We start from the raw sequence: 24,954 nt of genomic DNA on the forward strand, positions 1-24,954 counted from the left end.
GTGTTCGCGGCTAAAGCCCCACAGTGCTCGCGCAAGCTTTTGGGTTTTGAGCAAGGCAGCCCCTTACGGCCCTGGCACCAATCGCAAGGTACTCTGCGCCGGTATTACCCCCATCTGTGCCTTCTGATACTGCCCCTGCACATACCCTTCGGCCTGGTCCGCGTAATGGCGGTCATACGGCACGCCACTCTGCCCAACCGGGTTGCTGGTCAGCGCCTGCCCGGCATCGGCAAAGTCGATCAGCCGCCGCGTCGACGGCCCATAGGTCACCGGCCATGGCGCAGAGCTGATCTTCGCCGAGAGGTTGTTCGGCACTTCATGGGTACCAGGTGCGGCGAAAGGCCCAACGTTGAACAGCAGGTTCAGCGGCTTTTTCACCCCAAGCGGATGGTTGTGGGTCAGGGTATGGGCCTTGCCCCATTGCCAGCTGGCTGGGTCCTTGCCGAGGGTGTCGCGCAAGTGGCCAAGGCTCTTCTGCCAGGCTTCGCGCACGATCGAGCTGCGGTCAGTGCGCTGGTTGGCGCCGCGGGTGTTCCACCAGGGCGACTCGGCATCGGCGGCCAGGCGTGGCAGCGCGGCATCGATGGCACGGGTGCTGATCAGCACCGGGAACCAGGTGTCGCCCAATTCGTCATGCAACGCGGCATAGGCCAGCTCGTAGAGGAACTGGTTGAACAGCGTGGCGCTGGTTGAGTCCAGTGGATAGTCGCCGCGCCAGGCAGCCAGCTGCTCGACCAGTTCCTCTTCCTCGTCACCCTGGGCGATCTGACGCAACGTCGCTAGCAGCGGTGCCAAGGTGCGCGGGCCGTAATCGCTGGCCGTATCGAGTTGCAGCGCCTGGCTGTTCTGCATGTCCCATTTCACCTCCGGATTGGCCAGCTGGCGATCGAGCTGGCGGCCGCGGTCGGCGAGGTTGTAGTAGCCGGGTATCGGCACCACGGCGGGTGGCTGGTAGTTGGCCGAGACGATATAACCGCTGGCCGGATTCTCCTGTTGCGGGTTGACGCTGAAGGGGTAAAAGCCGGGTTTGTCGCCCTGGCTGCTGGCGCCGTCGAGGATGAACGCCGGGTTCACACCGTCCGGGCGAATCGGCAGTTTCGCCGCCGCCCACCAGCCGATATCGCCACGGGCATTGGCCCAGACGAAGTTCAGCCCCGGCGCCTGCACCTTGGCAGCCGCTTCGCGCATCTTGCCCAGGGTGTCGGCGCGATTGAGCTGGTAAAAGCCTTCGAGGATCGGGTTCTCGGTTTCGAGGAACGCCCACCACATGGCAATCGGCGTGGCCCCTGCCGTGGCGCCGAGGACTTCGTTGACGATTGGCCCGTGGGGTGAGCGGCGCAGGTTGATGGTGACCGGTTGCTCGCCTTTGATTGCAATCTGCTGCTCGGTCTTTTCCAGTGTGCGCCACTGGCCATCGACCATGACCTGGTCAGCGTTGGCAGGGTTGGTCTTTTCTGCGATCAGGTCGACGTCGTCGTTCTGGAACATGGTCAGGCTCCAGCCGAAGTCACGGTTGTGGCCGAGCAGAGCGAACGGGTTAAGTGCCTGAAAATAGCCGTAGAGGTTGAATCCGGGCGCTGACAGCTCGGCCTCGTACCACACCGCAGGTACGGCAAAGCTGATGTGCGGGTCGCCAGCCAGCAACGGCTTGCCACTGCGGGTGCGGCTACCCGCGACCGCCCAGGCGTTGCTGCCTTCGAACTGCGGGATGCCGGCGTCGCCCAGCGCCTCATCGCTTAAGCGCGCAAGTGTTTCCAGGCTTTGCCAGTCGGCAGCGGCCAGTGGCGTGCCCAGTGCGCCCTCGGGTTGCCAGTCAAGGTCGAATATTTTCAGGTAGTCAGGCCCCAGCTGGTCGCGGATGTAGGTCAGAGCAGGCTCGGTGCGGAACGCGGCGGCAAAACTGTAGGCCAGGTAGCCGGCGATGCTCAGCGTGTCCTCGGCGGTGAACGGGCTCGGGGTGATGCCGAGTAGGTCGAATTCCGTGGGCTTGGGGTGGCTGGCCTGCCAACTGTTGACCCCGTCGAGGTAGGCTTGCAGGGCCTGCCATGCCGGCGCCTGCGGATCCTGCCGCTTGGCCATCAGCGCGGCCTGCTCGCGTATGCGCAGGCTACGGAACAGGGTGTCGGTGGGCAGCAGCTTGTCGCCGAGCACTTCGGCCAGCTCGCCACGGGCCAGGCGGCGCATGATCTCCATCTGGAACAATCGGTCCTGGGCATGCACGTAGCCCAGTGCGCGGTAAAGGTCCGGCTCGCTCTGTGCCTGCAGGTGGGGCACGCCGCGTGCGTCGTAGCGCACGCTGACCGGCGCTTGCAGGCCGGCAACGGCGACCTCGCCCTCGCGCTGCGGCAGCTTGCCCTGAACGTACCAGTACCCGGAGGCGCCAGCGGCCACGGTGACTACCACCGCCAGCAGGGTCAGGCTGCGCTTCATTCAGACTCCTTGTGCATTCAAACGAAAAATGTGGTCCGATCATCGGCGGATTCGCGAACAGAGCATAGCCCCAGGAAGGAGTTTCCATGTCCCTCAGCGAAAAACACAAAATGCTCACCGGCCAGCTCTACCACGCTGGCTGCCCTGAACTGCAGGCCGAGCAGATCGCCAACAAGCACTGGATGCATCGCTACAACAACAGTGTCGAACTGCTCAACGACGCACGCCACGGGCTGCTTGTGGAGCACTTTGGCCAGGTTGGCGAAGGCGCGGTGATTCGCCCGCCGTTCTATTGCGACTACGGCTACAACATCAGCGTTGGCCGTAATACTTTCATGAACTTCAACTGCGTGATCCTCGACGTGGTGCCGGTGCGTATCGGCGAGGACTGCCAGATCGGCCCCAACGTGCAGATCTATACCGCCGACCATCCGCTCGATCCTGAAGTGCGGCGCAGCGGGCTGGAGAGCGGGCGGCCGGTGACCATCGGCGACAACGTGTGGATTGGCGGTGCGGCGATCATCCTGCCGGGGGTGACCATCGGTGATAACGCCATCGTCGGCGCCGGCAGTGTGGTGACCCGGGATGTGCCCGCGGGCGCGACGGTGGTGGGTAACCCGGCGAGGGTCCGTCAGCCCGACCAAGGGCAGTAGCAGCCTACCGCCAGGGTATTGGAGGCGTTGACCTGGCGGCCGTCGAGCAAAGCCTTGAGGATTGGCTCGATGAAGCTGTTGCTGGCGTTGCACACGGCACCTTCGCTGTAGGGGCCAAAATAAGCCAGGCGGCCTTGCCGGTCCCAGATGGCCACGGCCGGGGACGCCGGCAGGTGCTCGCTGCCGGGCAGGTGGGTGATGGGTTGCAAGCTGCCGATATTGGCCGGCAGCTGGCCGTGGCTGCCGGGTTTTTGCAGCACATGGAAGGTAACGTCGTGGCCAGCGAACTGGCTGATAAGGTCGCCCAGGTGCTGTTGGTTGCCGACGTTGCATGGGCAGGCCGGGTCCCAGAAATGCACCACGCGGATCGGGCCAGCACCGGCCAGCTCGGCAGGTAGCTGTAACTGGCTGCCGTCGAACAGCGTGGCCTGGTTGTCGAACGGGCGCAGGTAGCGGGCCTGAAAGGCGCTATAGGCCTGCCAGAGGATTACGGCGCCGACCAACAAGGCGATGACCGTGCACAGCGGTTTGATGATTCGGCTATTCATGAAGAGTCGGTGGCCCTTGTGGTAGCAACTGTCTTGCTCAGTTTCTAAAAGCTGGCGCGATCCCTGTGGGAGCGGCCTTGCGTCGCGAAAGGCCGCTCCCACAATTAGTTCGATGCTGGTTGTTCGAGGTGAGCAAGCTTGCCATGGCGCCGGCCAGAGCTGAAGATTCCAGATCAATACTTGCATCAATGTGGATGTACCCGATGCCCCCTGCCTTTCACCCCGACCGCCTGCGCACCAGCCTGGCGCCGTTCACCACTCGCCAGCCCCTGTCGGCACAAGCGCAGGACTACCAGCGCTTCTATGGCCTAAACCTGCCGGCACACAGCTGGCTGGGCAGCTTTCAGGCGGCGGGGTTCGACCTGGTCGGGCAGGCCTGGCTACCCGAGCAGCCCAGCGCGACGTTGTTCCTGCTGCACGGCTATTACGACCACATGGGCCTCTACCGGCATGTGATTGCGTGGGCACTCAAGCAAGGTTTTGCGGTGATCAGTTGCGACCTGCCCGGCCACGGCCTGTCCAGCGGCGAGCGGGCCAGCATCACTGACTTCGCGGTGTACCAGCAGGTGCTGGAGGCCCTGTTCGAACAGGCGCACACGCTGCAACTGCCGCACCCGTGGCACCTTTGTGGGCAGAGCACGGGGGGGGCGATTGCCGTGGACCATCTGCTGCACCAGGGCGCACGCAGCCCCGTCGATGGCCAGGTCATCCTGCTGGCCCCGCTGGTGCGGCCAAGTTCCTGGCGTTGGTCGAAGTTCAGTTATTGCGTGCTGCGCCACTTCGTCAATGGCATCGAACGGCGCTTCAGTGAGAACACCAACGACCCGGCCTTCCTGCCGTTCCTGGAGGCCGACCCGCTGCAACCGCGTCGCCTGCCAACGGCCTGGGTGGGCGCACTGATCGCCTGGGTCAAACGCATCGAGGCCGCGCCGCGCAGTGCGCGTCGGCCATTGATCGTGCAGGGGGAGGCAGATGGCACGGTGGACTGGCCCTACAACCTCGAAGTGCTCAAGGCCAAGTTTGCCGAGCCGCAGATCCTGATGCTGCCCGAGGCCCGTCACCACCTGGCCAACGAGTTGCCGGGCATCCGCCAGCGCTACTTCGACTTCATCGACCAGCGCCTGGGCTGATCACTTCAGGTCGTTGGTGCTCTGGCCAACCGCCAGGCCGGCACGTACAGCGGCCAGGGCCGCCTGGTAGTAAGCCTTGCCCTCGGGCGACTCGGCAAAGGTGGCGAACGCTTCCAGCTCGGCATCGGACAGGTCGCGGTAGACGTACAGCAGGGTGTTGTTCAGGTCTTCGCCAATCTGCCCCATCAACCGCTGGCGCTGGCCATCCAGCAGGCTCTGGGCCTGGCCGCCGCCGAACAGGCCGGGGATCATCGAGCTGAGGCTGTCGGCGGCTACACCGGCGATGGCAAGGCTCACTTCGGCGCCGGCTTCACGCGCAGGCAGGGCTTGGGCCAGGTGGCCGATGACCAGCAGGCGATCGTCGCTGGCCTGGATCTTGGGCAGGCCTTTGGCGTTCTTGGCCAGTTCGTCCTTGCGGGTGGCCTTGAGCTCGGCCGCCACCACTTTGCGCCCTAGCGGTGACTGGAAGAAGGCCAGGGCCGGTGCCGGGTTGGCCAGGGTGGCGCGCAGCTTTGCCTGGGCGCGACGGTCCACCGCCTGGGCCTGGAAGCGCTGGTTGCTGTTGTTGACCAGCGCCTGGTAGACGGCGGGTGGCAAACTGTTGCGGTAGCGCTCCTGGGCAGCGGTCAGGGCATCGTTGAAGTGGGCGCGCTGGTCGGGCCAGCCGGCGGCCTTGTACAGTTGATCCAGGTTGTCTGCCCAGACAGGCATGGTGCAGATCATCAGCAGAATCAGGGAAAACAGACGGCGCATTCAGGACTCCTGTCGGCAGGTGGCTATTGTCCTTGGCCCGGCGCCGGTTTGTCGAGATACCCGCGTGTTTCTCGGCCAAGTGGCGCTGTGCGGCGACAGGGCGAATGGATATGATGCGCGCCATGCACATATCCCCTGAACACCCGATGCTTGCGGCCGTCGTCGACGATCTGGCCACCCATGGCTGGTCCCAGCAGGCGCACTTTTTGCCTGCCGACCTGGTGCGCGCACTTGCAGCCGAGTGCCGGCGCCGTGATGCCGAAGGCGAACTCAACCCCGCAGGGGTTGGGCGGGGAGCTACCCAGGAGGTGCGCGAAACCATTCGCGGTGACCAGATCCAGTGGATCGACCCGGGGCAGGCCGAGGCCTGCGACCAGTACCTGGCGGCCATGGATCAGCTGCGCCTTGCAATCAACCAAGGCCTTTTCCTGGGCCTGGAAGACTTCGAATGCCACTTTGCCCTGTATCCACCGGGGGCATTCTATCGCCGGCACCTGGATCGTTTTCGCGACGATGACCGGCGCATGGTCTCGGCGGTGCTTTACCTCAATGAAGGCTGGCAACCGCATGACGGTGGCCAGTTGCGCATGTTCCTGGCCGACGGTGTCGAGCACGATGTCGAGCCAGTGGCCGGTTGCCTGGTGGTATTCCTGTCGGGCGAAGTGCCTCACGAAGTACTGCCGGCCGGGCGTGAGCGGCTGTCATTGACCGGCTGGTTCAGGCGGCGTGGCAATGACCCGTTCTGATAGGCCCAAGGTGCTGGTGAGCGCCTGTCTGTTGGGGCAGCCAGTTCGCTATGACGGCCGGGCCAGCGGCCATCCCGATTTGTTGCAGCAGTGGCAGGCCGAAGGGCGCGTAGTGCCGTTGTGCCCCGAGGTAGCAGGCGGCTTGCCGACACCGCGGCCGCCAGCGGAGATCCCGGGAGGGCAGGGCAGCGCAGTGCTCGAGGGTGACACACAGGTGCTGACAGTGACGGGTGAAGATGTCAGTGCCGCGTTTCTGGCCGGAGCGCAGATGGCGCTGGAACTGGTGCGGCGGCATGGCATTCGTGTAGCGGTGCTGAAGTCTGGCAGCCCTTCGTGTGGCAACCGGTTGACCTATGATGGCACCTTCAGTGGTGTGAAAGTGGCGGGGGAAGGGGTAACCACGGCGCTGCTGCGGCGGGCGGGAGTGCAGGTGTTCAGCGAGCTGGAACTGGACCAGGCGCAGCGGGCTTTGGCTGATATATCTGTTTGAACCTGTGCCGGCCCTTTCGCGGGTGAACCCGCTGATGGACACACATCGAGGGTTGGACCCAGGCCGCCGTGTAGGAGCGGGTTTACCCGCGAAAGGGCCAGGCCTGCTGGCCAATTTTCACCCGCCGTTCACCGTTGCCGCCGCTACCGTATTCGCGGGTAAACCCGCTCCAACACAGATTGGTGGTGGACACACGTCGAGGGTTGGACCCAGGCCGCCGTAGGAGCGGGTTTACCCGCGAAGAGGCCGGCATAGGTTGCAAACAAGACCTCACTGCCCGCCTGCAGTCTCCTGCACACCCTTGAACCACTTCTGCTCAAGTTCGGCAGTCCGGCCACTGTCTTTCAAACGTTGCAACGCATTGTTTACAGCACTTTCAAAAGCCGGGTTGTCCTTCTGGAACGGGATCACCAGCTTCTTCTCGCCAATCGGCAGGCTTACATCGAGCGGGCCGTCGCCTGTGAGCGATTCACTCGACGGGGTGAATGTGATGTCGTACTTGCCACTCTCGACACCCGCCAGCACTTCGGTAGCCGGGGCTTCGACGAACTCGGCGCGCAAATCCAGTTCCTTGGCCAGGGCCTGGCCAAATTCGATGTCGAAACCTGTCAGGTGGTCGTCTTGCTTGAAGGCGTATGGCGAGTTCTCGGCCTGTACGGCAATGCGCAGTTCGCCCCGGTCGGCGATTTCGTCGATCAGCTCCGCCTGAGCCAATGGACTGATCAGTACTGCCAGCAGTACCCCTATGGTCGAACGCATGTATGCCCCTTTTCTTTTAGCAGTTTGAAATCGATCGCCACGGCTTTCTTCCTCGCCGTGATCGAGCGCAGCCTATGACCTTCAAGCCTCGGCATTGTTTAACCCTGACGGAAATATTTCTATCAGGCAATGTGAACACCTTGGCGGTTATTTCAACTAAGGTGAACTACCGCCGCTTTTGGATGACAGCTGCGGTCAATAAGTGAACCACAGGAGAAGTGAATGAACAGCCTATTTTCGCGTGCTGCCGTTGCCGGTCTGCTGATGGGAGCGTCGGTGTTCGCCAGTGCCGCAGACGCCCTGAAGAGCCAGGAGCCGCCCAAGGAGGCGAAGGTCTTCATCGTTTCCCCCGCCGATGGTGCCACGGTCGACAAGACCTTCACCGTCAAGTTCGGTATCGAGGGTATGGGCCTCAAACCTGCGGGTGACCAAACCCCGCACACCGGGCACCACCATCTGCTGGTGGATGTCGACAAAGAGCCGGTGGCTGACATGCCGCTGCCGACCAGCCTGATGCCAGAGGCCGGCGTCGCACTGCCGAAGGGGCCGCAAGTGCTGCACTTCGGCAAGGCACAGACCGAAACCAGCATTACCCTGACCCCGGGCAAGCACACCCTGCAACTGATTCTGGGTGACCAGTATCATGTGCCGTTCAAGCCTAGCGTCGAGTCGAAGAAGATCACGGTTGAAGTGAAATAAAAAAAGGGAGGCCACCAGGGCCTCCCTTTTTCATACCTCCAGCGACCTTAGAACAGGACGCGCGAACGGATGGTGCCTTTGACCTGTTGCAGTTTTTCCTGCGCCAGGTCCGAGTACTCGGCGTCAACATCGATTACCACGTAACCGACTTTCTCGTTGGTCTGCAGGAACTGACCGGAGATGTTGATACCGTTCTCGGCGAAGACCTTGTTGATCTCGCTGAGCACGCCCGGGATGTTTTCGTGAATGTGCAGCAGACGGTGTTTGCCTGGGTGCGCTGGCAGGGCCACTTCCGGGAAGTTGACCGAGGACACCGAAGTACCGTTGTCGCTGTACTTGACCAGTTTCTCGGCCACTTCCAGGCCGATGTTGGCCTGGGCTTCGGCGGTGGAACCACCGATGTGCGGGGTCAGGATCACGTTGTCGAGGCCGCGCAGCGGGCTCTCGAACTCTTCGTCGTTGGAGCGTGGCTCGACCGGGAACACGTCGATGGCGGCGCCGATCAGGTGCTTGTCCTTGATGGCAGCGGCCAGGTGGTCCAGCTCGACCACGGTGCCACGGGCGGCGTTGATCAGGATCGCGCCCTTCTTCATCGAGCGGATTTCCTTCTCGCCGATCATCCACTGGGTGGATGGCAGCTCAGGCACGTGCAGCGAGACGATGTCGGCCAGGCTCAGCAGCTCGTTCAGGCTGGTGACCTGCACGGCGTTGCCCAGTGGCAGCTTGGTCAGCGGGTCGAAGAAGTACACCTGCATGCCCATGTTCTCAGCCAGTACCGAAAGCTGGGTACCAATCGAGCCGTAGCCGACGATGCCCAGTTTCTTGCCGCGGATTTCGAACGAGTTGGCCGCGCTCTTGATCCAGCCGCCACGGTGGCAGGAGGCGTTCTTCTCTGGGATGCCGCGCAGCAGCAGGATGGCTTCGGCCAGTACCAGCTCGGCGACCGAGCGGGTGTTGGAGTATGGCGCGTTGAACACGGCGATACCGCGCTCGCGGGCAGCTTCCAGGTCAACCTGGTTGGTACCGATGCAGAAGCAGCCAACTGCGACCAGTTTCTTCGCGCAGTCGAAGATCTCTTCGGTGAGCTGGGTACGCGAACGGATGCCGATGAAGTGGGCATCGGCGATCTTTTCCTTCAGCTCGGCTTCCGGCAACGAACCAGTGAGGTATTCGATGTTGGTGTAGCCGGCGGCCTTGAGGGTATCGACCGCGTTCTGGTGCACACCTTCAAGAAGAAGGAACCGGATCTTGCTCTTGTCGAGAGAAGTCTTGCTCATCTGCGTAAACCTGTATCCCGGAGATAAATTGGCGAGGGGTGATGCCAGGCGCGAGGGCAGCCTTAGCATGAACAGCGGGAGGGCTATGCTAGCATACGCGACACAATCTGAGCTTATCCCGACAGGTGAAGAGTGCTCAGGGTGACCATGAATAAGTCGAGAGTTCCAGCGATGACCCATCCCGCTGTTATTGAAGAACTGATGACCCTTGTCGACCCTGGCAAGGTCCTGACTGACCCGGTTTCCCTCGAAGCGTATGGCAAGGACTGGACCAAGCATTACCCGCCTGCGCCCAGCGCCATCGTCTTTCCCAAAACGATAGAACAGGTGCAAGCCATTGTGCACTGGGCCAATGCGCACAAGGTGGCGCTGGTGCCCTCTGGCGGGCGCACCGGGCTTTCTGCCGGCGCCGTGGCGGCCAATGGCGAGGTTGTCGTCGCCTTCGACTACATGAACCAGATCCTTGGCTTCAATGCTTTCGACCGTACTGTGGTTTGCCAGCCAGGGGTCGTCACCCGCCAGCTGCAAACCTACGCCGAAGAGCAAGGCCTTTATTATCCGGTGGACTTCGCTTCCAGCGGTTCCAGCCAGATTGGCGGCAATATCGGCACCAATGCCGGCGGGATCAAGGTGATTCGTTACGGTATGACCCGCAACTGGGTGGCCGGGCTGAAAGTGATCACCGGCAAGGGCGAGTTGCTGGAGCTGAACAAAGACCTGATCAAGAACGCCACCGGCTACGACCTGCGCCAGCTGTTCATTGGTGCCGAGGGTACGTTGGGCTTCGTGGTCGAGGCCACCATGCGCCTGGACCGCGCACCGCGCAACCTCACCGCCATGGTGCTGGGCACACCGGACTTCGACTCGATCATGCCGGTGCTGCACGCCTTCCAGGGCAAGCTGGACCTGACCGCTTTCGAGTTCTTCTCCGACAAGGGGTTGGCCAAGATCCTCGCCCGCGGCGATGTGCCTGCGCCCTTCGCGACGGATTGCCCGTTCTATGCGCTGCTGGAGTTCGAGGCCAGCACTGAAGACGTGGCCAACGAAGCATTGGCTACCTTCGAGCATTGCGTCGAGCAGGGTTGGGTGCTGGATGGGGTGATGAGCCAGAGCGAAACCCAGCTGAAAAACCTGTGGAAGCTGCGCGAGTACCTGTCGGAAACCATTTCGCACTGGACACCGTACAAGAACGACATTTCCGTCACCGTCTCGAAAGTGCCTGCGTTCCTGCGCGATATCGACGCCATCGTCTCAGCGCATTACCCGGACTATGAAGTGGTGTGGTACGGCCATATTGGTGACGGCAACCTGCACCTGAACATCCTCAAGCCTGAGCATATGAGCAAGGACGACTTCTTCGCTTCGTGTGCCAAGGTCAACAAGTGGGTGTTCGAGATCGTCGAGCGTTACAACGGGTCGATTTCTGCCGAGCATGGCGTGGGCATGACCAAGCGCGACTACCTGGGCTACAGCCGTTCCCCCGAAGAAATCGCCTGCATGAAGGCAATAAAGGCCGTGTTCGACCCTAACGGCATCATGAATCCGGGTAAGATCTTCGCACCTGAATAAAAAGCAGTATCCAGAAGGAGTCGGCCATGAGTTACCAGCACCAGTACGTAGACGGCACGCGCATTCACTTCCCCCTGGGCAAGGTGGTGTGCATCGGCCGTAACTATGCCGAGCATGCCAAGGAACTGGACAACCCGATCCCCACCGAGCCGCTGCTGTTCATCAAGCCAGGCAGCTGCGTGGTGCCGGCCGAAGGTGGCTTCAAGATCCCGGCCGAGCGTGGGTCGGTGCACTATGAGGTTGAAATTGCCGTGCTGCTGGGCAAGCCGCTGTCGACCCACCCGAGCGAGGAAGAGGTGCTGGACGCCATTTCCGGTTACGCACCGGCTCTGGACCTGACCCTGCGCGACGTGCAGGCCAAACTGAAGGAAAAGGGCCTGCCTTGGGAGCTGGCCAAGTGCTTTGACGGCGCTTGCGTGCTGCCACCGTTCGTCTCGGCCGCCAGCTTCGAGGACGTGACAGACATCCCGGTGCGCCTGACCGTGAACGGCGAAGTACGCCAGGATGGTAATAGCGCGATGATGCTGAACCCGATCGTGCCGATGATTCAGTACATGGCAGCGCATTTCTCGCTACAAGCGGGGGATGTGATCCTCACCGGTACCCCGGCTGGCGTCGGGCCGTTCAATGTCGGTGACGAGCTGGTGCTGGAGCTGCCGGGTGTGAGCCGCTTCGAAAGCCGGGTGCTTTGACTCGAAACCGCGTCGCTTTCTTCGCGGGTAAACCCGCTCCTACAGGGGTTGCACAGGGCCTTGAACACTGTGCAGTACCTTGGGCACGGGTTTACCGGCGAAGAGGCCGGCCCTGTTTACCGATTTTTCACACCCAATCCGGATAATGCGCGCACCTACGCCCATTTTCCCAGGATCACCGCATGCCATCCTCCTCCAGCGCCCCGGCAACTCCCAAGCGTCGCTTCTACCTGCGCTGGCCCTTCGGCCTGGCCGTGGCGGCGGTGATTGGCTATGGCGTGGCCGTGGCCATGCACTGGGATGACCGCGGTGCACTGTGGGTAAAAGAAAGCTTCGAAAGCACCGCCGAGCGCAGCGAAAGCGTGTGGCTGCCGGATTACCAGGTGGACATCGACGCCAAACCGCTGCCGGGCATGGACGATGATGAAGCCTCGGATGTGGCCTTCAACCCGCAGACCCGCACCCTGTTCGCGGTCATGGGCAAGAACCCGTTCCTGGTCGAGCTGAGCCTGGAGGGCGATGTACTGCGCAAGATCCCGCTCAACGGCTGGAACAACCCCGAGGGCGTCGCGGTGCTGGAAGACGGCAACCTGGCCATCACCGACGAGCGCCTGCACGATCTGACCGTCGTCAAGGTGGACGCGCAGACCACCGCACTGAATCACGACGACTTCCCGAGCCACGACCTGGGCCCTTCGATCAAGAGCAACAAGGGCTTCGAGGCCATCGCCTGGGACCCGCTGCGCCAGCGCCTGATCATTGGCGAGGAGCGCCCGCCCAAGCTGTACACCTGGAACACCGATGGCCGCAGCCCGCTCAAGGGTGAGAAGCAGCCGTTGCCTAGCGATGAACTCGACTTGCGCAACCTGTCTGCGCTGGGTGTCGACCCGCGTACTGGCCACTTGCTGGTGCTTTCGGCCGACTCCAACATGCTGCTGGAGCTGGACGAGCAGGGCCAGCAAGTCAGCTTCATGACGCTGCTGGGCGGCTTCAACGGGCTTGAAGGCACCATTCCGCGGGCGGAAGGGGTGGCCATGGACGACAAGGGCACCTTGTACATGGTCAGCGAGCCGGCGCTTTTCTATCGATTCCAAAAAAACTGACAACATCATCAGATTTGCCTGACGCTTGCATTAAGCTTTGCTTCAGCCATTCATGATTAGATTCGCCATCCTTGTGTCGAGTCTGTCCCTATGCGTCGTTTTGTTCGCCTGTTCCTTGTTCTGGCTGCCCTTGGTCTGCTGCTGCTTGGCTGGGCCGGGCAGGAGTTTCGCCTGTTCGAGCGTGGCTGGTTCAATCTCAAGACCTGGTGGCAGCCTGTGGAGCGCAGCATTGGCCTGGATCGCTACCGGGTGGTGCTGGAGGCGCAACCGATCGAAGGGCTGGATGATGACATTTCGGCGCTGACCTACGACCCCGACCGCAAAACCCTCTTCACGGTCACCAACGCCCGTTCGGAGCTGATCGAGCTGTCGCTGGATGGCCGTATCCTGCGCCGTGTGCCGCTGACTGGCTTCGGCGACCCGGAGGCTGTGGAGTACGTTGGGCCTAACAGCTATGTGATCACCGACGAGCGTCAGCAACGGCTGATTCGCGTACGTTTGGAAGACGACACGATGTTTCTCGATGCCGGTGATGCCGAACAGCTGACATTGGGTATTGGCCTCAATGGCAACAAAGGCTTCGAGGGCCTGGCCTACGATTCGGCGGGCAAGCGCCTGTTCGTGGCGAAAGAGCGTGACCCGATGCTGATCTATGAGGTGCATGGCTTCCCGCATGACAATCCGGAAAAGCCCTACGCCGTGCATGTGGTGCAGGACCGCAAGCGCGATTCACGGTTGTTTGTGCGGGACTTGTCGAGCTTGCAGTTCGATGAACGCAGCGGGCATTTGCTGGCGTTGTCGGACGAGTCTCGGTTGGTGCTGGAGCTGGATGTACAGGGCCAGCCGCTGAGTACCTTGTCGTTGCGCAAGGGCTTCCAGGGGTTGCAGGCGACGGTGCCGCAGGCGGAGGGGATTGCGATGGATGAAGCGGGGACCATTTACCTGGTCAGTGAGCCGAACCTGTTCTATGTGTTCAAGCAGCCGGCTGACTGATCGCCTGTCAGGGCCTATTCGTGGGTAAACCCGCTCCTACAGGGATCGCCACGGTTCCAGGCCTGTGGGGTACCTTGTAGGAGCGGGTTTACCCGCGAAGGGTTTTACTCGGCCTTCAGGCTCTTCACGCCTTCAGCGGTACCCAGCAGCAGCAGATCCGCCGGCCGCGCCGCGAACAGGCCGTTGGTCACCACGCCGACGATGGCGTTGATCTGCGCTTCCAGCTCCACCGGGTTGGTGATCTGCAGGTTGTACACATCCAGGATCACGTTGCCGTTGTCGGTGACCACGCCTTCACGGTACACCGGGTCGCCACCCAGCTTCACCAGCTGACGCGCCACGTGACTGCGGGCCATGGGGATCACTTCGACCGGCAGCGGGAAGGCCCCCAGTACTGGCACCAGCTTGCTGCCGTCGGCGATGCAGATGAAGGTCTTGGCCACGGCCGCGACGATCTTTTCGCGGGTCAGCGCTGCGCCGCCGCCCTTGATCAGGTGCAGGTGTGCGTCGCTCTCGTCAGCACCGTCCACGTAAAACTCAAGCTCGCTGACGCTGTTCAGTTCGTAGACCGGGATGCCATGGCCCTTCAGGCGCTGGGCAGTGGCTTCGGAGCTGGCGACTGCGCCGTCGAACGCGGTCTTGTGCTGAGCCAGGGCATCGATGAAGAAGTTGGCGGTCGAACCGGTACCGACGCCTACGACGCTCTTTTCATCCAGCTTGGGCAGAATGAAGTCGACAGCGGCCTGGGCGACGGCCTGTTTGAGTTGGTCCTGGGTCATGCGGGCTCCGGAAGGGGCAGGGCGGTTTCAAAGTTGCCTAGTATAACGGCTCGCACGGCTTTGCTGTGGTCGCCCGACGTAGCGCTAGGGTAGACTCCCAGCCCTCGTCCCGCGGCCCAGTGATGCTTTCCCGATGCTCGAACAGTACGTCAAGAAGATCCTCACCTCGCGCGTCTATGACGTTGCCGTCGAAACCCCGTTGCAGAGCGCCGGGCAGCTGAGCAAGCGCCTGGGCAACCAGATTTTGCTCAAGCGCGAAGACCTGCAGCCAGTGTTCTCGTTCAAGATCCGCGGCGCGTATAACAAGCTGGCCCAGCTGAGCCCGGAAGAACTGGCCCGTGGCGTGGTCACCGCCTCGGCCGGCAACCACGCCCAAGGCCTGGCCCTGGCCGCGCGTGAAATGGGCATCAAGGCCACCATCGTGATGCCCAAGACTACTCCGGAGATCAAGGTCGAAGGCGTGCGCTCGCGCGGTGGCAAGGTGGTGCTGCATGGCGACTCGTTCCCTGAGGCACTGGCCTATTCGCTGAAACTGGTCGATGAAAAGGGCTTCGTCTACGTTCACCCTTACGACGATCCGCACACCATCGCCGGGCAGGGCACCGTCGCCATGGAAATCCTGCGCCAACACCCTGGCCAGCTGGATGCGATCTTCGTGCCGGTGGGCGGTGGCGGCCTGATCGCTGGCATTGCTGCCTACGTGAAGTACCTGCGCCCGGAAATCAAGGTAATCGGTGTCGAGCCGGACGATTCCAACTGCCTGCAGGCGGCCATGGCTGCCGGTGAGCGTGTGGTGCTGCCGCAGGTCGGGCTGTTCGCCGATGGCGTGGCGGTGGCGCAGATTGGCCAGCACACGTTCGATATCTGCCGCCACCATGTGGACGAAGTCGTCACTGTCAGTACCGATGAAATCTGTGCAGCAATCAAGGATATCTACGACGATACCCGCTCGATCACCGAGCCTGCTGGCGCGCTGGGTGTGGCGGGCATCAAGAAGTACGTCGAGCTATACGGCGTCAGCGGCCAGACCCTGGTGGCCATCGACTCCGGTGCCAACGTCAATTTCGATCGCCTGCGCCATGTGGCCGAACGTGCCGAGCTGGGTGAAAAGCGCGAGGCGATCATCGCCGTGACCATCCCTGAGCGCCCGGGTAGCTTCAAGGCCTTCTGCGAGGCTATCGGCAAGCGTCAGATCACTGAGTTCAACTACCGCAAGCACACCTCTGACGAAGCGCATATCTTCGTTGGGGTGCAGACCCACCCGGAAAACGACCCGCGCGCGGCGCTGGTGCAGCAACTGACCGAGCAGGGCTTCCCGGTTACCGATCTGACCGACAACGAACTGGCCAAGCTGCATATTCGTCATATGGTCGGCGGCCACTCGGCCGGTGCCAGCGACGAAATGGTGCTGCGCTTCGAATTCCCCGAGCGGCCGGGGGCGCTGTTCAACTTCCTCAACAAGCTGGGCGGGCGCTGGAACATCTCGATGTTCCACTACCGCAACCATGGCGCGGCTGATGGGCGCGTGGTGGCGGGTCTGCAGGTGCCGGAGGACGAACGTCACCTGGTGCCGGCAGCGCTGGCCAAGATCGGTTACCCGTACTGGGACGAGACCGAAAACCCGGCCTACAAACTGTTCCTGGGCTGAGCGGCTAAGCTAGGGCTGATGGCCCGTTCGCGGGCTTGCCCGCTCCCACAGGTACGCGCAGGCCTCAAGGCCTGAGATACCTTGGCAGGAGCGGGTAAGCCCGCGAAGAAGCGACCGCAAAATGCCCGTTTAAGGACGACCGAGACATGGAACACCTGACCACGCTCAAGACCCTGCACATCATCGCCACCGCGCTGCTGTTTCTGGGCGCCCTGGGCCTGGCGATCTGGACCTGGCGCGCTCGCCGTCAGGGCGATGCCGAAGCCTACGCCAAGCTGCTGCGCCGGCCGTTGGTGTTTGTCTGGCTGGTGATGGGGCTGTGCCTGGTGAGCATGCCGTTCACCGGCTGGTGGCTGGTACATCTGGTGGGCTGGCCACTGGGGCAGACCTGGGTGTTGGCATCCAGTGTCATCTATACCTTTGGTGCGTTTGCCGTGTGGTGGCTACTGGTGCGGCTGAACCGGCTGCGCAAGGCCGAGGTGGTGGGGTTGCGGTTTACCTTGGCGCTGGCGGTGTTCAGTGGGGTTTGCTTCCTGTCCATTGCCGGGCTGATGGGGGCCAAACCGGTCTGACAGCCTTGTGCTGTTTGTGCCGGCCTCTTCGCGGGTGAACCCGCTCCTACAGGTACAGCGCAGCCCTCAAGGCCTGTGGTGATTCCTGTGGGAGCGGGCGTGCCCGCGAAAAGGCCGGCACGCGAAACCTCAATCCCGCAGCGAGATCACCGGCCACCCACGCTTATCCGCCTCGGCCCGCAGGTCCGGGGCCGGGTCCACTGCTACTGCATGCGTCACCCGCTGCAACAACGGCAGGTCATTCATCGAGTCGCTATAGAAGTAGCTGTCCTCAAGATCAAAGCCGTTCTCCAGCATCCAGCGCTCCAGCCGCGTCACTTTGCCTTCACGGAAACACGGTATATCGGTACTACGCCCGGTATAGCGGCCGTCGCGCACCTCGCATTCGGTTGCCAGCAACACCCGCACCCCCAGGCGCCGGGCGATCGGTGCGGTGACGAAGCGGTTGGTAGCGGTGATGATCACCAGCTGGTCGCCCGCCTCGCGGTGCTGCTGCAGTAAGGCCAGGGCCTTGGGCAGGACGATGGGCTCGATGCAGTCGCGCATGAAGTCGCGGTGCCATTCGTCGAGCCGGGCCATGGGTGTTGCCGCCAGGATCTCCATGGAAAAGGCCAGGTAGGCCTGCAGGTCCAGGGTGCCATTGAGGTAATCCTGGTAGAAGCTGTCGTTGCGTTGCTTGTAGGCGACCGGGTCGAGAATGCCGCGCTCGCAAAGATAGTCACCCCAGGCATGGTCGCTGTCGCCACCGAGGAGGGTATTGTCCAGGTCGAATAAAGCCAGGCGCATCGCGGTCACTCGCATCAGCCACAGGGTAGGCCCGCAGAATACGCAGTTTTCACGCAGCTGCACATAAGCTTGGCGGGCGCGTTGCTGCGCTCGCAAGCTTTGTGGAACAATGCGTTGACATGCGTTTGCGAGGTTGCTGCCGTGATCGACCCGGATGGTTTTCGCCCCAATGTCGGGATCATTCTCACGAATGATGCCGGGCAGGTGCTATGGGCTCGACGGATCAACCAGGATGCCTGGCAATTCCCCCAGGGTGGTATCAACCCTGACGAGACGCCGGAAGACGCCCTGTACCGCGAGCTGAACGAAGAAGTTGGCCTTGAACGCGACGATGTAGAAATTCTTGCCTGCACCCGTGGCTGGTTGCGTTATCGTTTACCCCAGCGATTGGTACGTACCCACAGCCAGCCGCTGTGCATCGGCCAGAAGCAGAAGTGGTTCCTGCTGCGCCTGGTTAGCAACGAACAACGGGTGCGGATGGACCTGACCGGCAAGCCGGAATTCGACGGCTGGCGCTGGGTGAGCTATTGGTATCCGCTGGGCCAGGTTGTGACATTCAAGCGCGAGGTGTACCGGCGCGCCCTGAAAGAGCTAGCACCGCGTCTGTTGACGCGCGACTGACGACGGAGTTCGACCCCGAGCCATGCTCAATACGCTGCGCAAGATCGTCCAGGAAGTAAACTCCGCCAAAGATCTCAAGTCGGCGTTGGGGATCATTGTCTTGCGCGTCAAGGAAGCCATGGGCAGCCAGGTCTGCTCGGTCTACCTGCTCGACCCGGAAACCAACCGCTTCGTGCTGATGGCTACCGAAGGCCTGAACAAGCGCTCCATCGGCAAGGTCAGCATGGCCCCCAACGAAGGCCTGGTTGGCCTGGTCGGTACCCGGGAAGAGCCGCTGAACCTGGAAAACGCCGCCGACCACCCGCGTTACCGCTACTTTGCCGAAACCGGCGAAGAGAAATTCGCCTCCTTCCTGGGTGCGCCGATCATTCACCACCGCCGTGTGGTCGGGGTACTGGTCATCCAGCAAAAGGAGCGCCGTCAGTTCGACGAGGGCGAGGAAGCCTTCCTGGTCACCATGAGCGCCCAGCTTGCCGGGGTTATCGCCCACGCCGAGGCTACCGGCTCGATCCGTGGCCTGGGCCGTCAGGGCAAAGGTATTCAGGAAGCGCGCTTCGTGGGTGTGCCGGGTTCGCCTGGTGCCGCGGTGGGGCGCGCGGTGGTGATGTTGCCGCCGGCCGACCTGGAAGTGGTCCCGGACAAGACAGTCGATGACATCGACGCCGAACTCAAGCTGTTCCAGAACGCCCTGGAAGGTGTGCGCGACGACATGCGCAAGCTTTCGGCCAAACTGGCCACCCAGCTGCGCCCGGAAGAGCGTGCGCTGTTCGACGTCTATCTGATGATGCTTGAAGACGCAGCCCTGGGCGGTGAGGTGACCGAGGTCATCAAGACCGGCCAATGGGCCCAGGGCGCCCTGCGCCAGGTGGTTGGTGAGCACGTCAACCGCTTCGAGCTGATGGACGACGACTACCTGCGTGAGCGTGCCTCCGACGTCAAGGACCTGGGGCGCCGCCTTTTGGCCTACCTGCAGGAAGCGCGCTCGCAGTCGCTGGTGTATGCCGACAACACCATCCTGGTCAGTGAGGAACTGACACCGGCCATGCTCGGTGAAGTGCCGGAAGGCAAGCTGGTCGGCCTGGTCTCGGTACTCGGCTCGGGCAACTCCCACGTCGCCATTCTCGCGCGGGCCATGGGCATCCCCACGGTGATGGGCCTGGTCGACCTGCCATACTCCAAGGTCGACGGTATTGAACTGATCGTCGACGGCTACAAGGGCGAGGTGTTCACCAACCCCAGCGAAGTGTTGCGCAAGCAGTACAGCGAAGTGGTCGAGGAGGAACGCCAGCTGGCCCAAGGGCTGGATGCACTGCGCGAACTTCCGTGCGTCACCCCCGACGGCCATCGCATGCCCCTGTGGGTCAACACCGGCCTGCTCGCTGACGTGGCCCGTGCCCAGCAGCGCGGTGCCGAAGGGGTAGGCCTGTACCGCACTGAAGTGCCGTTCATGATCAACCAGCGCTTCCCCAGTGAGAAAGAGCAGCTGGCCATCTACCGTGAGCAGCTGGCGGCCTTCCACCCGCTGCCGGTGACCATGCGTACCCTCGACATCGGTGGTGACAAGGCACTGTCGTACTTCCCCATCAAGGAAGAAAACCCGTTCCTTGGCTGGCGCGGCATCCGCGTCACCCTCGACCACCCGGAAATCTTCCTGGTGCAGACCCGCGCCATGCTCAAGGCCAGCGAGGGCCTGAACAACCTGCGCATCCTGCTGCCGATGATTTCCGGCATTCACGAGCTGGAAGAGGCGCTGCACCTGATCCACCGAGCCTGGGGTGAAGTGCGTGACGAAGGTACCGATGTACCGATGCCACCAGTGGGTGTGATGGTGGAAATTCCAGCGGCTGTGTACCAGACCAAGGAATTGGCGCGGCAGGTGGACTTCCTGTCGGTAGGCTCCAACGACCTGACCCAGTACCTGCTGGCGGTGGACCGCAACAACCCGCGGGTCGCCGACCTGTACGATTACCTGCACCCGGCGGTACTGCAGGCGCTGAACACGGTGGTGCGCGACGCCCATGGCGAAGGCAAGCCGGTGAGCATCTGCGGCGAGATGGCCGGTGACCCGGCGGCGGCGGTCCTGTTGATGGCCATGGGCTTCGACAGCCTGTCGATGAACGCCACCAACCTGCCGAAGGTGAAGTGGATGCTGCGCCAGATCAATATGGGCAAGGCCAAGGAACTGCTGGCCGAGGCCTTGAGCCATGACAACCCGCAGGTTATCCACAGCTCGCTGCAACTGGCGCTGAAGAACCTTGGGTTGGCGCGGATGATTGGGCCTGGGGCTAATAAAACCCTGTGAGGGTGATGCTGTCTGTGCCGGCCTCTTCGCGGGTGAACCCGCTCCTACAACCGACCAGCGCCTAAACCCCCGATGTGTGTCACCCGATTATTGTAGGAGCGGGTTTACCCGCGAATACGATGGCGGCGGAAACGGTGAACGGGTGGTGGAGATTGGCCAGCAGGTCCGGCCTCTTCGCGGGTGAACCCGCTCCTACAACGGCCTGTGTCCAACCTCAGATGTGTGTACGTGGTAGGAGCGGGTTTACCCGCGAAGAGGCCCGAACAGACAACATCAAATACTCAGACCAACAACTCAATTTCCCCCAAATGCCCGCCAAAAGGCCCGAAACTGCGCTCAACCAGCCGCCTTTGCCCCTGATCATCCACAATCAGCACTGTACTCGCCCGGGTCCCGTAATTCTGGCTGGCGATGAAGACGCTCGACAGCAACTTCTCGGTCGCCAACCCCACGCCTGTCTCGGGTAGGTCTCCATCAGCCGCGGGCTCGTTATCCGCGAGTAAAGCCAGCAGCCTGTGCGGCTCCGGCGTGTCCAGCAGGTTTTCCAGCCTGTCACGTGCCTTCACCAGCTTCGGCCACGGTGTATCCAGCCCGGCGTTCGAAAGCCCGTAAACCCCAGCCTTCAGCAGGCGCGGCGTGGCCTCACGGGCATGCAGATAACCCAGTTGCTGCCCATCACCCACCAGCAGGTTGAACCCCGAGTACTGCCCGCTACGGCTGGCCACCTGGTCCAGGTAAGCCTCGACCCCTAGCTCGCCCTGCAGAAACGCCGCCACCAGCTCACCCCGCGAGCGGGGCCCCTGCGCCTGGGCCGGGTCGCGGATGTTGGTCAGCGCGGCAAAGCGCCCCTGTGGTCCTACGCCCAGCCAGGTACCGCCTGCCTCCAGGTCGCGCCCGGCATGCACCCCAGGTGCATCCTCCCAGGCCGCCAGGGGCTGAGTGGGGCGGGCATAGAATTCGTCGCGGTTGGCCGCCACGATCAGCGGCAGGGTGTGCCCCGGCCGCCAGGCAAATACGATCAGGCACATAGGTTGGGCCTCTTTGTTTTTTGGTCACTGTACCCACAGGAACGATGCGGATCCATCCTGACACAGAGTTCACTAGAGCCCCGAGCCCGGCTTCCGTTACCATGCCGGATTGATTTCTAGGGGACGCCGAATGGAATTCGTGCTCTATCTGTTGTTGGGCGCCTGTGCCGGTGTGCTGGCCGGGCTGTTCGGCGTGGGCGGCGGCATCATCATCGTGCCGGTGCTGGTGTTCAGCTTTACCCTGCAGGGTTTCGACGCTTCGGTGCTGACCCACCTGGCCGTCGGCACGTCACTGGCCACCATCGTCTTCACCTCGATCAACGCCGTGCGGGAGCACCACCGCAAGCGCGCGGTGCAATGGCCGATCTTCATCTGGATGACCATCGGCATCCTCCTGGGGGCCGGTGTCGGTGCCAAGACCGCTTCGCTGATCCAGGGCCCACTGCTGCAGAAGATCATCGGTGTGTTCGCCCTGGTCATCGCCGCCCAGATGGCCCTTGACCTCAAACCCAAGGCCAGCCGTGGCGTCCCCGGTAAACCTGGGCTGATCGGTGCAGGTGGCGTGATTGGCTGGGCCTCGGCCATTTTCGGCATTGGCGGTGGTTCGCTGACGGTGCCGTTCCTCACCTGGCGTAGCCTGCCCATGCAGCAAGCAGTGGCCACGTCATCGGCCTGCGGCCTGCCGATTGCTGTGGCCAGTGCCCTGAGCTTCATGCTGCTGGGTTGGCACGAGGAGCACCTGCCGCCCCACAGCCTGGGTTACGTGTACCTGCCGGCGCTGGTCGGCATTGCCGTGACCAGCATGTTCTTCGCCCGCTTCGGCGCGCGCCTGGCGCACAAGCTGTCGCCCCGTTTGTTGAAACGCCTGTTCGCAGCCCTGCTGTTCTGTGTCGGCCTCAGCTTTTTGATTTGAATCGAGAGGAAGTTCCATGCTGCCTTACCCGCAGATAGACCCCGTGGCCTTGGCCATCGGGCCGCTGAAAATCCATTGGTACGGCCTGATGTACCTGATCGGCATCGGCGGTGCCTGGCTGCTGGCCTCACGCCGGCTGAACCGCTTCGACCCCACCTGGAGCCGCGAGAAGCTGTCCGACCTGGTGTTCTGGCTGTCGATGGGGGTGATTGTCGGCGGGCGCCTGGGCTATGTGCTGTTCTACGACTTGCACGCCTACCTGGCCAACCCGACGCTGATCTTCGAGGTATGGAAAGGCGGTATGTCGTTCCACGGCGGCTTCATCGGCGTGATGCTGGCGGCCTTGTGGTTCGGCAAGCGCAACAACAAGTCGTTCTTCGAGCTGATGGACTTCGTCGCCCCGCTGGTACCGATTGGCCTGGGTGCCGGGCGTATCGGCAACTTCATCAACGCCGAACTGTGGGGCAAACCCACCGACGTGCCATGGGCGATGATCTTCCCGCCGTTCAGCGATCCGGCCCAGTTGCCGCGCCACCCGTCGCAGCTCTACCAGTTCGCCCTTGAGGGCGTGGCGCTGTTCGTCATCCTGTGGCTGTTCTCGCGCAAGCCACGGCCGACCATGGCGGTGTCAGGCATGTTTGCGCTGTTCTACGGTATCTTCCGCTTCATCGTCGAATTCGTGCGGGTGCCGGATGCCCAACTGGGTTACATCGCCTGGGGCTGGCTGACCATGGGTCAGATTCTCTGTGTGCCGATGATCCTGGCTGGCCTCGGTCTGATCTGGTGGGCTTATAATCGCAAGCCCACGGCGAAACCCGCCTGATTAATCCCACGGCAGGGGCGATCCCCCTGCCGTTTTTGCTACAGGTAAGCCATGAAACAGTATCTGGACCTGGTCCGCGACGTCATTGATAACGGCACGTTGCAGGGAAACCGCACCGGCATCCGCACCATCAGCCTGCCGGGCGCGATGCTGCGTTTCGACCTGCAGAAGGGCTTTCCGGCCATTACCACGCGCAAGCTGGCGTTCAAGTCGGCGATCGGTGAAATGGTCGGTTTCCTGCGTGGCGTGAAGAACGCCGGTGAGTTCCGTGAGCTTGGCTGCAAGGTCTGGGACCAGAACGCCAACGAAAACGCCCAGTGGCTGGCCAACCCGTTCCGCCAGGGCCATGACGACCTGGGCGAGATCTATGGCGTGCAATGGCGCCAGTGGCCGGGCTACAAGCGCATCCCGCTGAGCAACCCGGCGGCCATCGAAATGGCCGAGCAAGCCGGTTTCCGCCGCATTGCCCAGGACGAAGAGGACGGCGTCGCGTTCGTCATCCTGTACAAGGCGATCGACCAGGTGCGCCAGTGCCTGGACACCATCGCCAACGACCCGGGTAGCCGCCGCATCCTGTTCCACGGCTGGAACTGCGCGCAACTGGACGAAATGGCACTGCCACCGTGTCACTTGCTGTACCAGTTCCACCCGAATGTCGAGACCAGGGAAATTTCCCTGACCCTCTACATCCGCTCCAACGACCTGGGGCTGGGCACGCCGTTCAACCTCACCGAAGGCGCGGCGCTGCTGTCGCTGTTTGGCCGCCTGACCGGCTATACACCGCGCTGGTTCACCTACTTCATCGGCGATGCCCATGTGTATGAAAACCACCTGGACATGCTCAACGAGCAGCTCAAGCGCGAGCCGCTGGAAGCGCCGAAGCTGGTCATCAGCGACCGTGTGCCGTCGTTTGCCGAGACTGGTAAATACGAGCCGGAGTGGCTAGAGAAGATCGAACCGAGTGATTTCTGGCTGGAAGGCTATGAGCACCATGCGCCGATGACAGCGCCGATGGCGGTCTGATAGATCTTCATTGTTCGAACTGGCCTCTTCGCGGGTGAACCCGCTCCTACGGGGTACTGCACAGGCCTAAGTCCTGCGCGGTCCATGTAGGAGCGGGTTCACCCGCGAAGCTTCTGGCTTAATGCCCATGACTCCGCCCCACATGCGAATGCTCGGTATCCGGCACCGATACCGCCCCGTTCGTCTCCAGTTGCTGCAAGATCGCGCATTCACTCCCCTGCGCGTTGCAGCGCCGCCGCAGCTCCACCAGCTGCTCCTGCAATGCCACCAGGCCATCGATCCGCGCCTGAACATGCTCGATATGCTCGTCGATCAGCGCATTGACGCTGCCGCACGCGTCGGCGGGGCTGTCGCGCAGGCGTAGCAGGCTGCGAATTTCGTCCAGGGTCATGTCCAGCGTGCGACAGTTGCGGATGAAGGTCAGCCGCTCCACATGGGCCTGGGTGTACAACCGGTAGTTGCCCTCGCTGCGCGCCGGCTCCGGCAGCAGGTTTTCACGCTCGTAGTAGCGGATGGTTTCCACCGCGCAGTCGGTGGCTTTGGCCAGTTCTCCGATCTTCATCGCGAAATCTCCAGCAAGTGGCTTGACCCTATAGTGGCTACAGGGTGTTCACTTG

The 24,954-nt window shown here is 62.5% G+C and carries 25 protein-coding genes; 16 read left to right on the forward strand and 9 right to left on the reverse strand.

What is annotated here, in order from left to right:
* Nucleotides 1-63: 63 nt before the first annotated feature.
* The gene (locus V7787_RS31535) at nucleotides 64-2,430 is read right to left on the reverse strand and encodes a penicillin acylase family protein (protein ID WP_064491249.1); all 2,367 of its coding nucleotides are present in this window, start codon (nucleotides 2,428-2,430) and stop codon (nucleotides 64-66) included.
* 86 nt (nucleotides 2,431-2,516) lie between these two features.
* Here V7787_RS31535 and V7787_RS31540 point away from each other — a divergent pair, with 86 nt between their 5' ends.
* The gene (locus V7787_RS31540) at nucleotides 2,517-3,083 is read left to right on the forward strand and encodes a sugar O-acetyltransferase (RefSeq protein WP_004575846.1); all 567 of its coding nucleotides are present in this window, start codon (nucleotides 2,517-2,519) and stop codon (nucleotides 3,081-3,083) included.
* Here V7787_RS31540 and V7787_RS31545 read toward each other — a convergent pair.
* A complete protein-coding gene (locus tag V7787_RS31545; protein WP_010955693.1) occupies nucleotides 3,062-3,631 on the reverse strand; it encodes a DUF6436 domain-containing protein in 570 nt (189 codons plus the stop codon). The two genes, V7787_RS31540 and V7787_RS31545, sit on opposite strands and share 22 nt — an antisense overlap.
* Nucleotides 3,632-3,834: 203 nt before the next feature.
* Here V7787_RS31545 and V7787_RS31550 point away from each other — a divergent pair, with 203 nt between their 5' ends.
* Complete coding sequence (locus tag V7787_RS31550; RefSeq protein WP_336091355.1) at nucleotides 3,835-4,761, forward strand: alpha/beta hydrolase; 927 nt, start codon at nucleotides 3,835-3,837, stop codon at nucleotides 4,759-4,761.
* Here V7787_RS31550 and V7787_RS31555 read toward each other — a convergent pair whose 3' ends face one another.
* Nucleotides 4,762-5,514: a DUF2059 domain-containing protein gene (locus tag V7787_RS31555; protein WP_047603666.1), complete on the reverse strand. Its 753-nt coding sequence runs from the start codon at nucleotides 5,512-5,514 to the stop codon at nucleotides 4,762-4,764.
* A 113-nt stretch (nucleotides 5,515-5,627) separates the two neighbouring features.
* On the opposite strand from V7787_RS31555, the gene V7787_RS31560 reads away from it, so the two are divergent.
* Both V7787_RS31560 and V7787_RS31565 read left to right on the forward strand, forming a co-directional pair.
* Complete coding sequence (locus V7787_RS31560; protein ID WP_049588366.1) at nucleotides 5,628-6,260, forward strand: 2OG-Fe(II) oxygenase; 633 nt, start codon at nucleotides 5,628-5,630, stop codon at nucleotides 6,258-6,260.
* On the forward strand, nucleotides 6,247-6,750 hold the full coding sequence (locus tag V7787_RS31565) for a 2-thiouracil desulfurase family protein (protein WP_198748344.1): 504 nt from the start codon (nucleotides 6,247-6,249) through the stop codon (nucleotides 6,748-6,750). Before V7787_RS31560 ends, V7787_RS31565 begins: the two co-directional genes overlap by 14 nt.
* A gap of 270 nt (nucleotides 6,751-7,020) precedes the next feature.
* On the opposite strand, the gene V7787_RS31570 is transcribed toward V7787_RS31565, so the two are convergent.
* Nucleotides 7,021-7,509 (reverse strand): transporter substrate-binding domain-containing protein, encoded by a 489-nt coding sequence (locus V7787_RS31570; RefSeq protein ID WP_104886929.1) that lies wholly within the window; start codon nucleotides 7,507-7,509, stop codon nucleotides 7,021-7,023.
* Nucleotides 7,510-7,731: 222 nt separating this feature from the next.
* Between V7787_RS31570 and V7787_RS31575 the strand changes: the two genes are divergently transcribed.
* Nucleotides 7,732-8,208: a DUF4399 domain-containing protein gene (locus V7787_RS31575; protein ID WP_010955687.1), complete on the forward strand. Its 477-nt coding sequence runs from the start codon at nucleotides 7,732-7,734 to the stop codon at nucleotides 8,206-8,208.
* Between the two features lie 47 nt (nucleotides 8,209-8,255).
* Here the strand turns inward: V7787_RS31575 and serA are convergent, their stop codons facing one another.
* Nucleotides 8,256-9,485, reverse strand: a complete 1,230-nt coding sequence (serA, locus tag V7787_RS31580) for a phosphoglycerate dehydrogenase (RefSeq protein ID WP_020189953.1) — start codon at nucleotides 9,483-9,485, stop codon at nucleotides 8,256-8,258.
* Between the two features lie 171 nt (nucleotides 9,486-9,656).
* Here serA and V7787_RS31585 point away from each other — a divergent pair, with 171 nt between their 5' ends.
* The 4 genes from V7787_RS31585 to V7787_RS31600 all read left to right on the forward strand — a co-directional run bounded on the left by V7787_RS31585 (nucleotide 9,657) and on the right by V7787_RS31600 (nucleotide 13,842).
* On the forward strand, nucleotides 9,657-11,054 hold the full coding sequence (locus V7787_RS31585) for an FAD-binding oxidoreductase (protein ID WP_336091359.1): 1,398 nt from the start codon (nucleotides 9,657-9,659) through the stop codon (nucleotides 11,052-11,054).
* 26 nt (nucleotides 11,055-11,080) lie between these two features.
* On the forward strand, nucleotides 11,081-11,746 hold the full coding sequence (locus tag V7787_RS31590) for a fumarylacetoacetate hydrolase family protein (protein WP_010955685.1): 666 nt from the start codon (nucleotides 11,081-11,083) through the stop codon (nucleotides 11,744-11,746).
* A gap of 182 nt (nucleotides 11,747-11,928) precedes the next feature.
* Nucleotides 11,929-12,849 carry an SdiA-regulated domain-containing protein gene (locus tag V7787_RS31595; RefSeq protein ID WP_104962746.1) on the forward strand — a complete coding sequence of 307 codons (921 nt, stop codon included), beginning with the start codon at nucleotides 11,929-11,931 and terminating at the stop codon, nucleotides 12,847-12,849.
* Between the two features lie 90 nt (nucleotides 12,850-12,939).
* Nucleotides 12,940-13,842 (forward strand): SdiA-regulated domain-containing protein, encoded by a 903-nt coding sequence (locus tag V7787_RS31600; RefSeq protein ID WP_104886931.1) that lies wholly within the window; start codon nucleotides 12,940-12,942, stop codon nucleotides 13,840-13,842.
* A gap of 104 nt (nucleotides 13,843-13,946) precedes the next feature.
* Here the strand turns inward: V7787_RS31600 and rpiA are convergent, their stop codons facing one another.
* Complete coding sequence (gene rpiA / locus V7787_RS31605; RefSeq protein WP_003249004.1) at nucleotides 13,947-14,621, reverse strand: ribose-5-phosphate isomerase RpiA; 675 nt, start codon at nucleotides 14,619-14,621, stop codon at nucleotides 13,947-13,949.
* Between the two features lie 133 nt (nucleotides 14,622-14,754).
* Between rpiA and ilvA the strand changes: the two genes are divergently transcribed.
* A complete protein-coding gene (ilvA, locus tag V7787_RS31610; RefSeq protein ID WP_003249006.1) occupies nucleotides 14,755-16,269 on the forward strand; it encodes a threonine ammonia-lyase, biosynthetic in 1,515 nt (504 codons plus the stop codon).
* A 146-nt stretch (nucleotides 16,270-16,415) separates the two neighbouring features.
* On the forward strand, nucleotides 16,416-16,841 hold the full coding sequence (locus V7787_RS31615) for a DUF2269 domain-containing protein (protein WP_010955681.1): 426 nt from the start codon (nucleotides 16,416-16,418) through the stop codon (nucleotides 16,839-16,841).
* 129 nt (nucleotides 16,842-16,970) lie between these two features.
* Here V7787_RS31615 and V7787_RS31620 read toward each other — a convergent pair whose 3' ends face one another.
* Complete coding sequence (locus tag V7787_RS31620) at nucleotides 16,971-17,627, reverse strand: HAD family hydrolase (RefSeq protein WP_010955680.1); 657 nt, start codon at nucleotides 17,625-17,627, stop codon at nucleotides 16,971-16,973.
* Between the two features lie 141 nt (nucleotides 17,628-17,768).
* Between V7787_RS31620 and V7787_RS31625 the strand changes: the two genes are divergently transcribed.
* Complete coding sequence (locus tag V7787_RS31625) at nucleotides 17,769-18,248, forward strand: RNA pyrophosphohydrolase (RefSeq protein WP_003249017.1); 480 nt, start codon at nucleotides 17,769-17,771, stop codon at nucleotides 18,246-18,248.
* A 22-nt stretch (nucleotides 18,249-18,270) separates the two neighbouring features.
* On the forward strand, nucleotides 18,271-20,550 hold the full coding sequence (ptsP, locus tag V7787_RS31630) for a phosphoenolpyruvate--protein phosphotransferase (RefSeq protein WP_003249020.1): 2,280 nt from the start codon (nucleotides 18,271-18,273) through the stop codon (nucleotides 20,548-20,550).
* A gap of 281 nt (nucleotides 20,551-20,831) precedes the next feature.
* Here ptsP and V7787_RS31635 read toward each other — a convergent pair whose 3' ends face one another.
* Complete coding sequence (locus V7787_RS31635; protein WP_064492973.1) at nucleotides 20,832-21,578, reverse strand: NRDE family protein; 747 nt, start codon at nucleotides 21,576-21,578, stop codon at nucleotides 20,832-20,834.
* 130 nt (nucleotides 21,579-21,708) lie between these two features.
* On the opposite strand from V7787_RS31635, the gene V7787_RS31640 reads away from it, so the two are divergent.
* Genes V7787_RS31640 through V7787_RS31650 form a run of 3 tightly spaced genes read left to right on the forward strand, consistent with a single transcriptional unit; the run spans nucleotide 21,709 to nucleotide 24,337 of the window.
* Entirely contained in the window at nucleotides 21,709-22,491 is a 783-nt protein-coding gene (locus V7787_RS31640) for a sulfite exporter TauE/SafE family protein (protein WP_003249024.1), read from the forward strand.
* A 16-nt stretch (nucleotides 22,492-22,507) separates the two neighbouring features.
* Entirely contained in the window at nucleotides 22,508-23,314 is an 807-nt protein-coding gene (gene lgt, locus V7787_RS31645) for a prolipoprotein diacylglyceryl transferase (protein WP_003249027.1), read from the forward strand.
* Nucleotides 23,315-23,365: 51 nt separating this feature from the next.
* Complete coding sequence (locus tag V7787_RS31650) at nucleotides 23,366-24,337, forward strand: thymidylate synthase (RefSeq protein WP_003249029.1); 972 nt, start codon at nucleotides 23,366-23,368, stop codon at nucleotides 24,335-24,337.
* Between the two features lie 118 nt (nucleotides 24,338-24,455).
* On the opposite strand, the gene cadR is transcribed toward V7787_RS31650, so the two are convergent.
* Nucleotides 24,456-24,899: a cadmium resistance transcriptional regulator CadR gene (gene cadR / locus V7787_RS31655; RefSeq protein ID WP_019439122.1), complete on the reverse strand. Its 444-nt coding sequence runs from the start codon at nucleotides 24,897-24,899 to the stop codon at nucleotides 24,456-24,458.
* Between the last annotated feature and the right edge of the window lie 55 nt (nucleotides 24,900-24,954).

Source organism: Pseudomonas sp. CGJS7 (assembly GCF_036961695.1).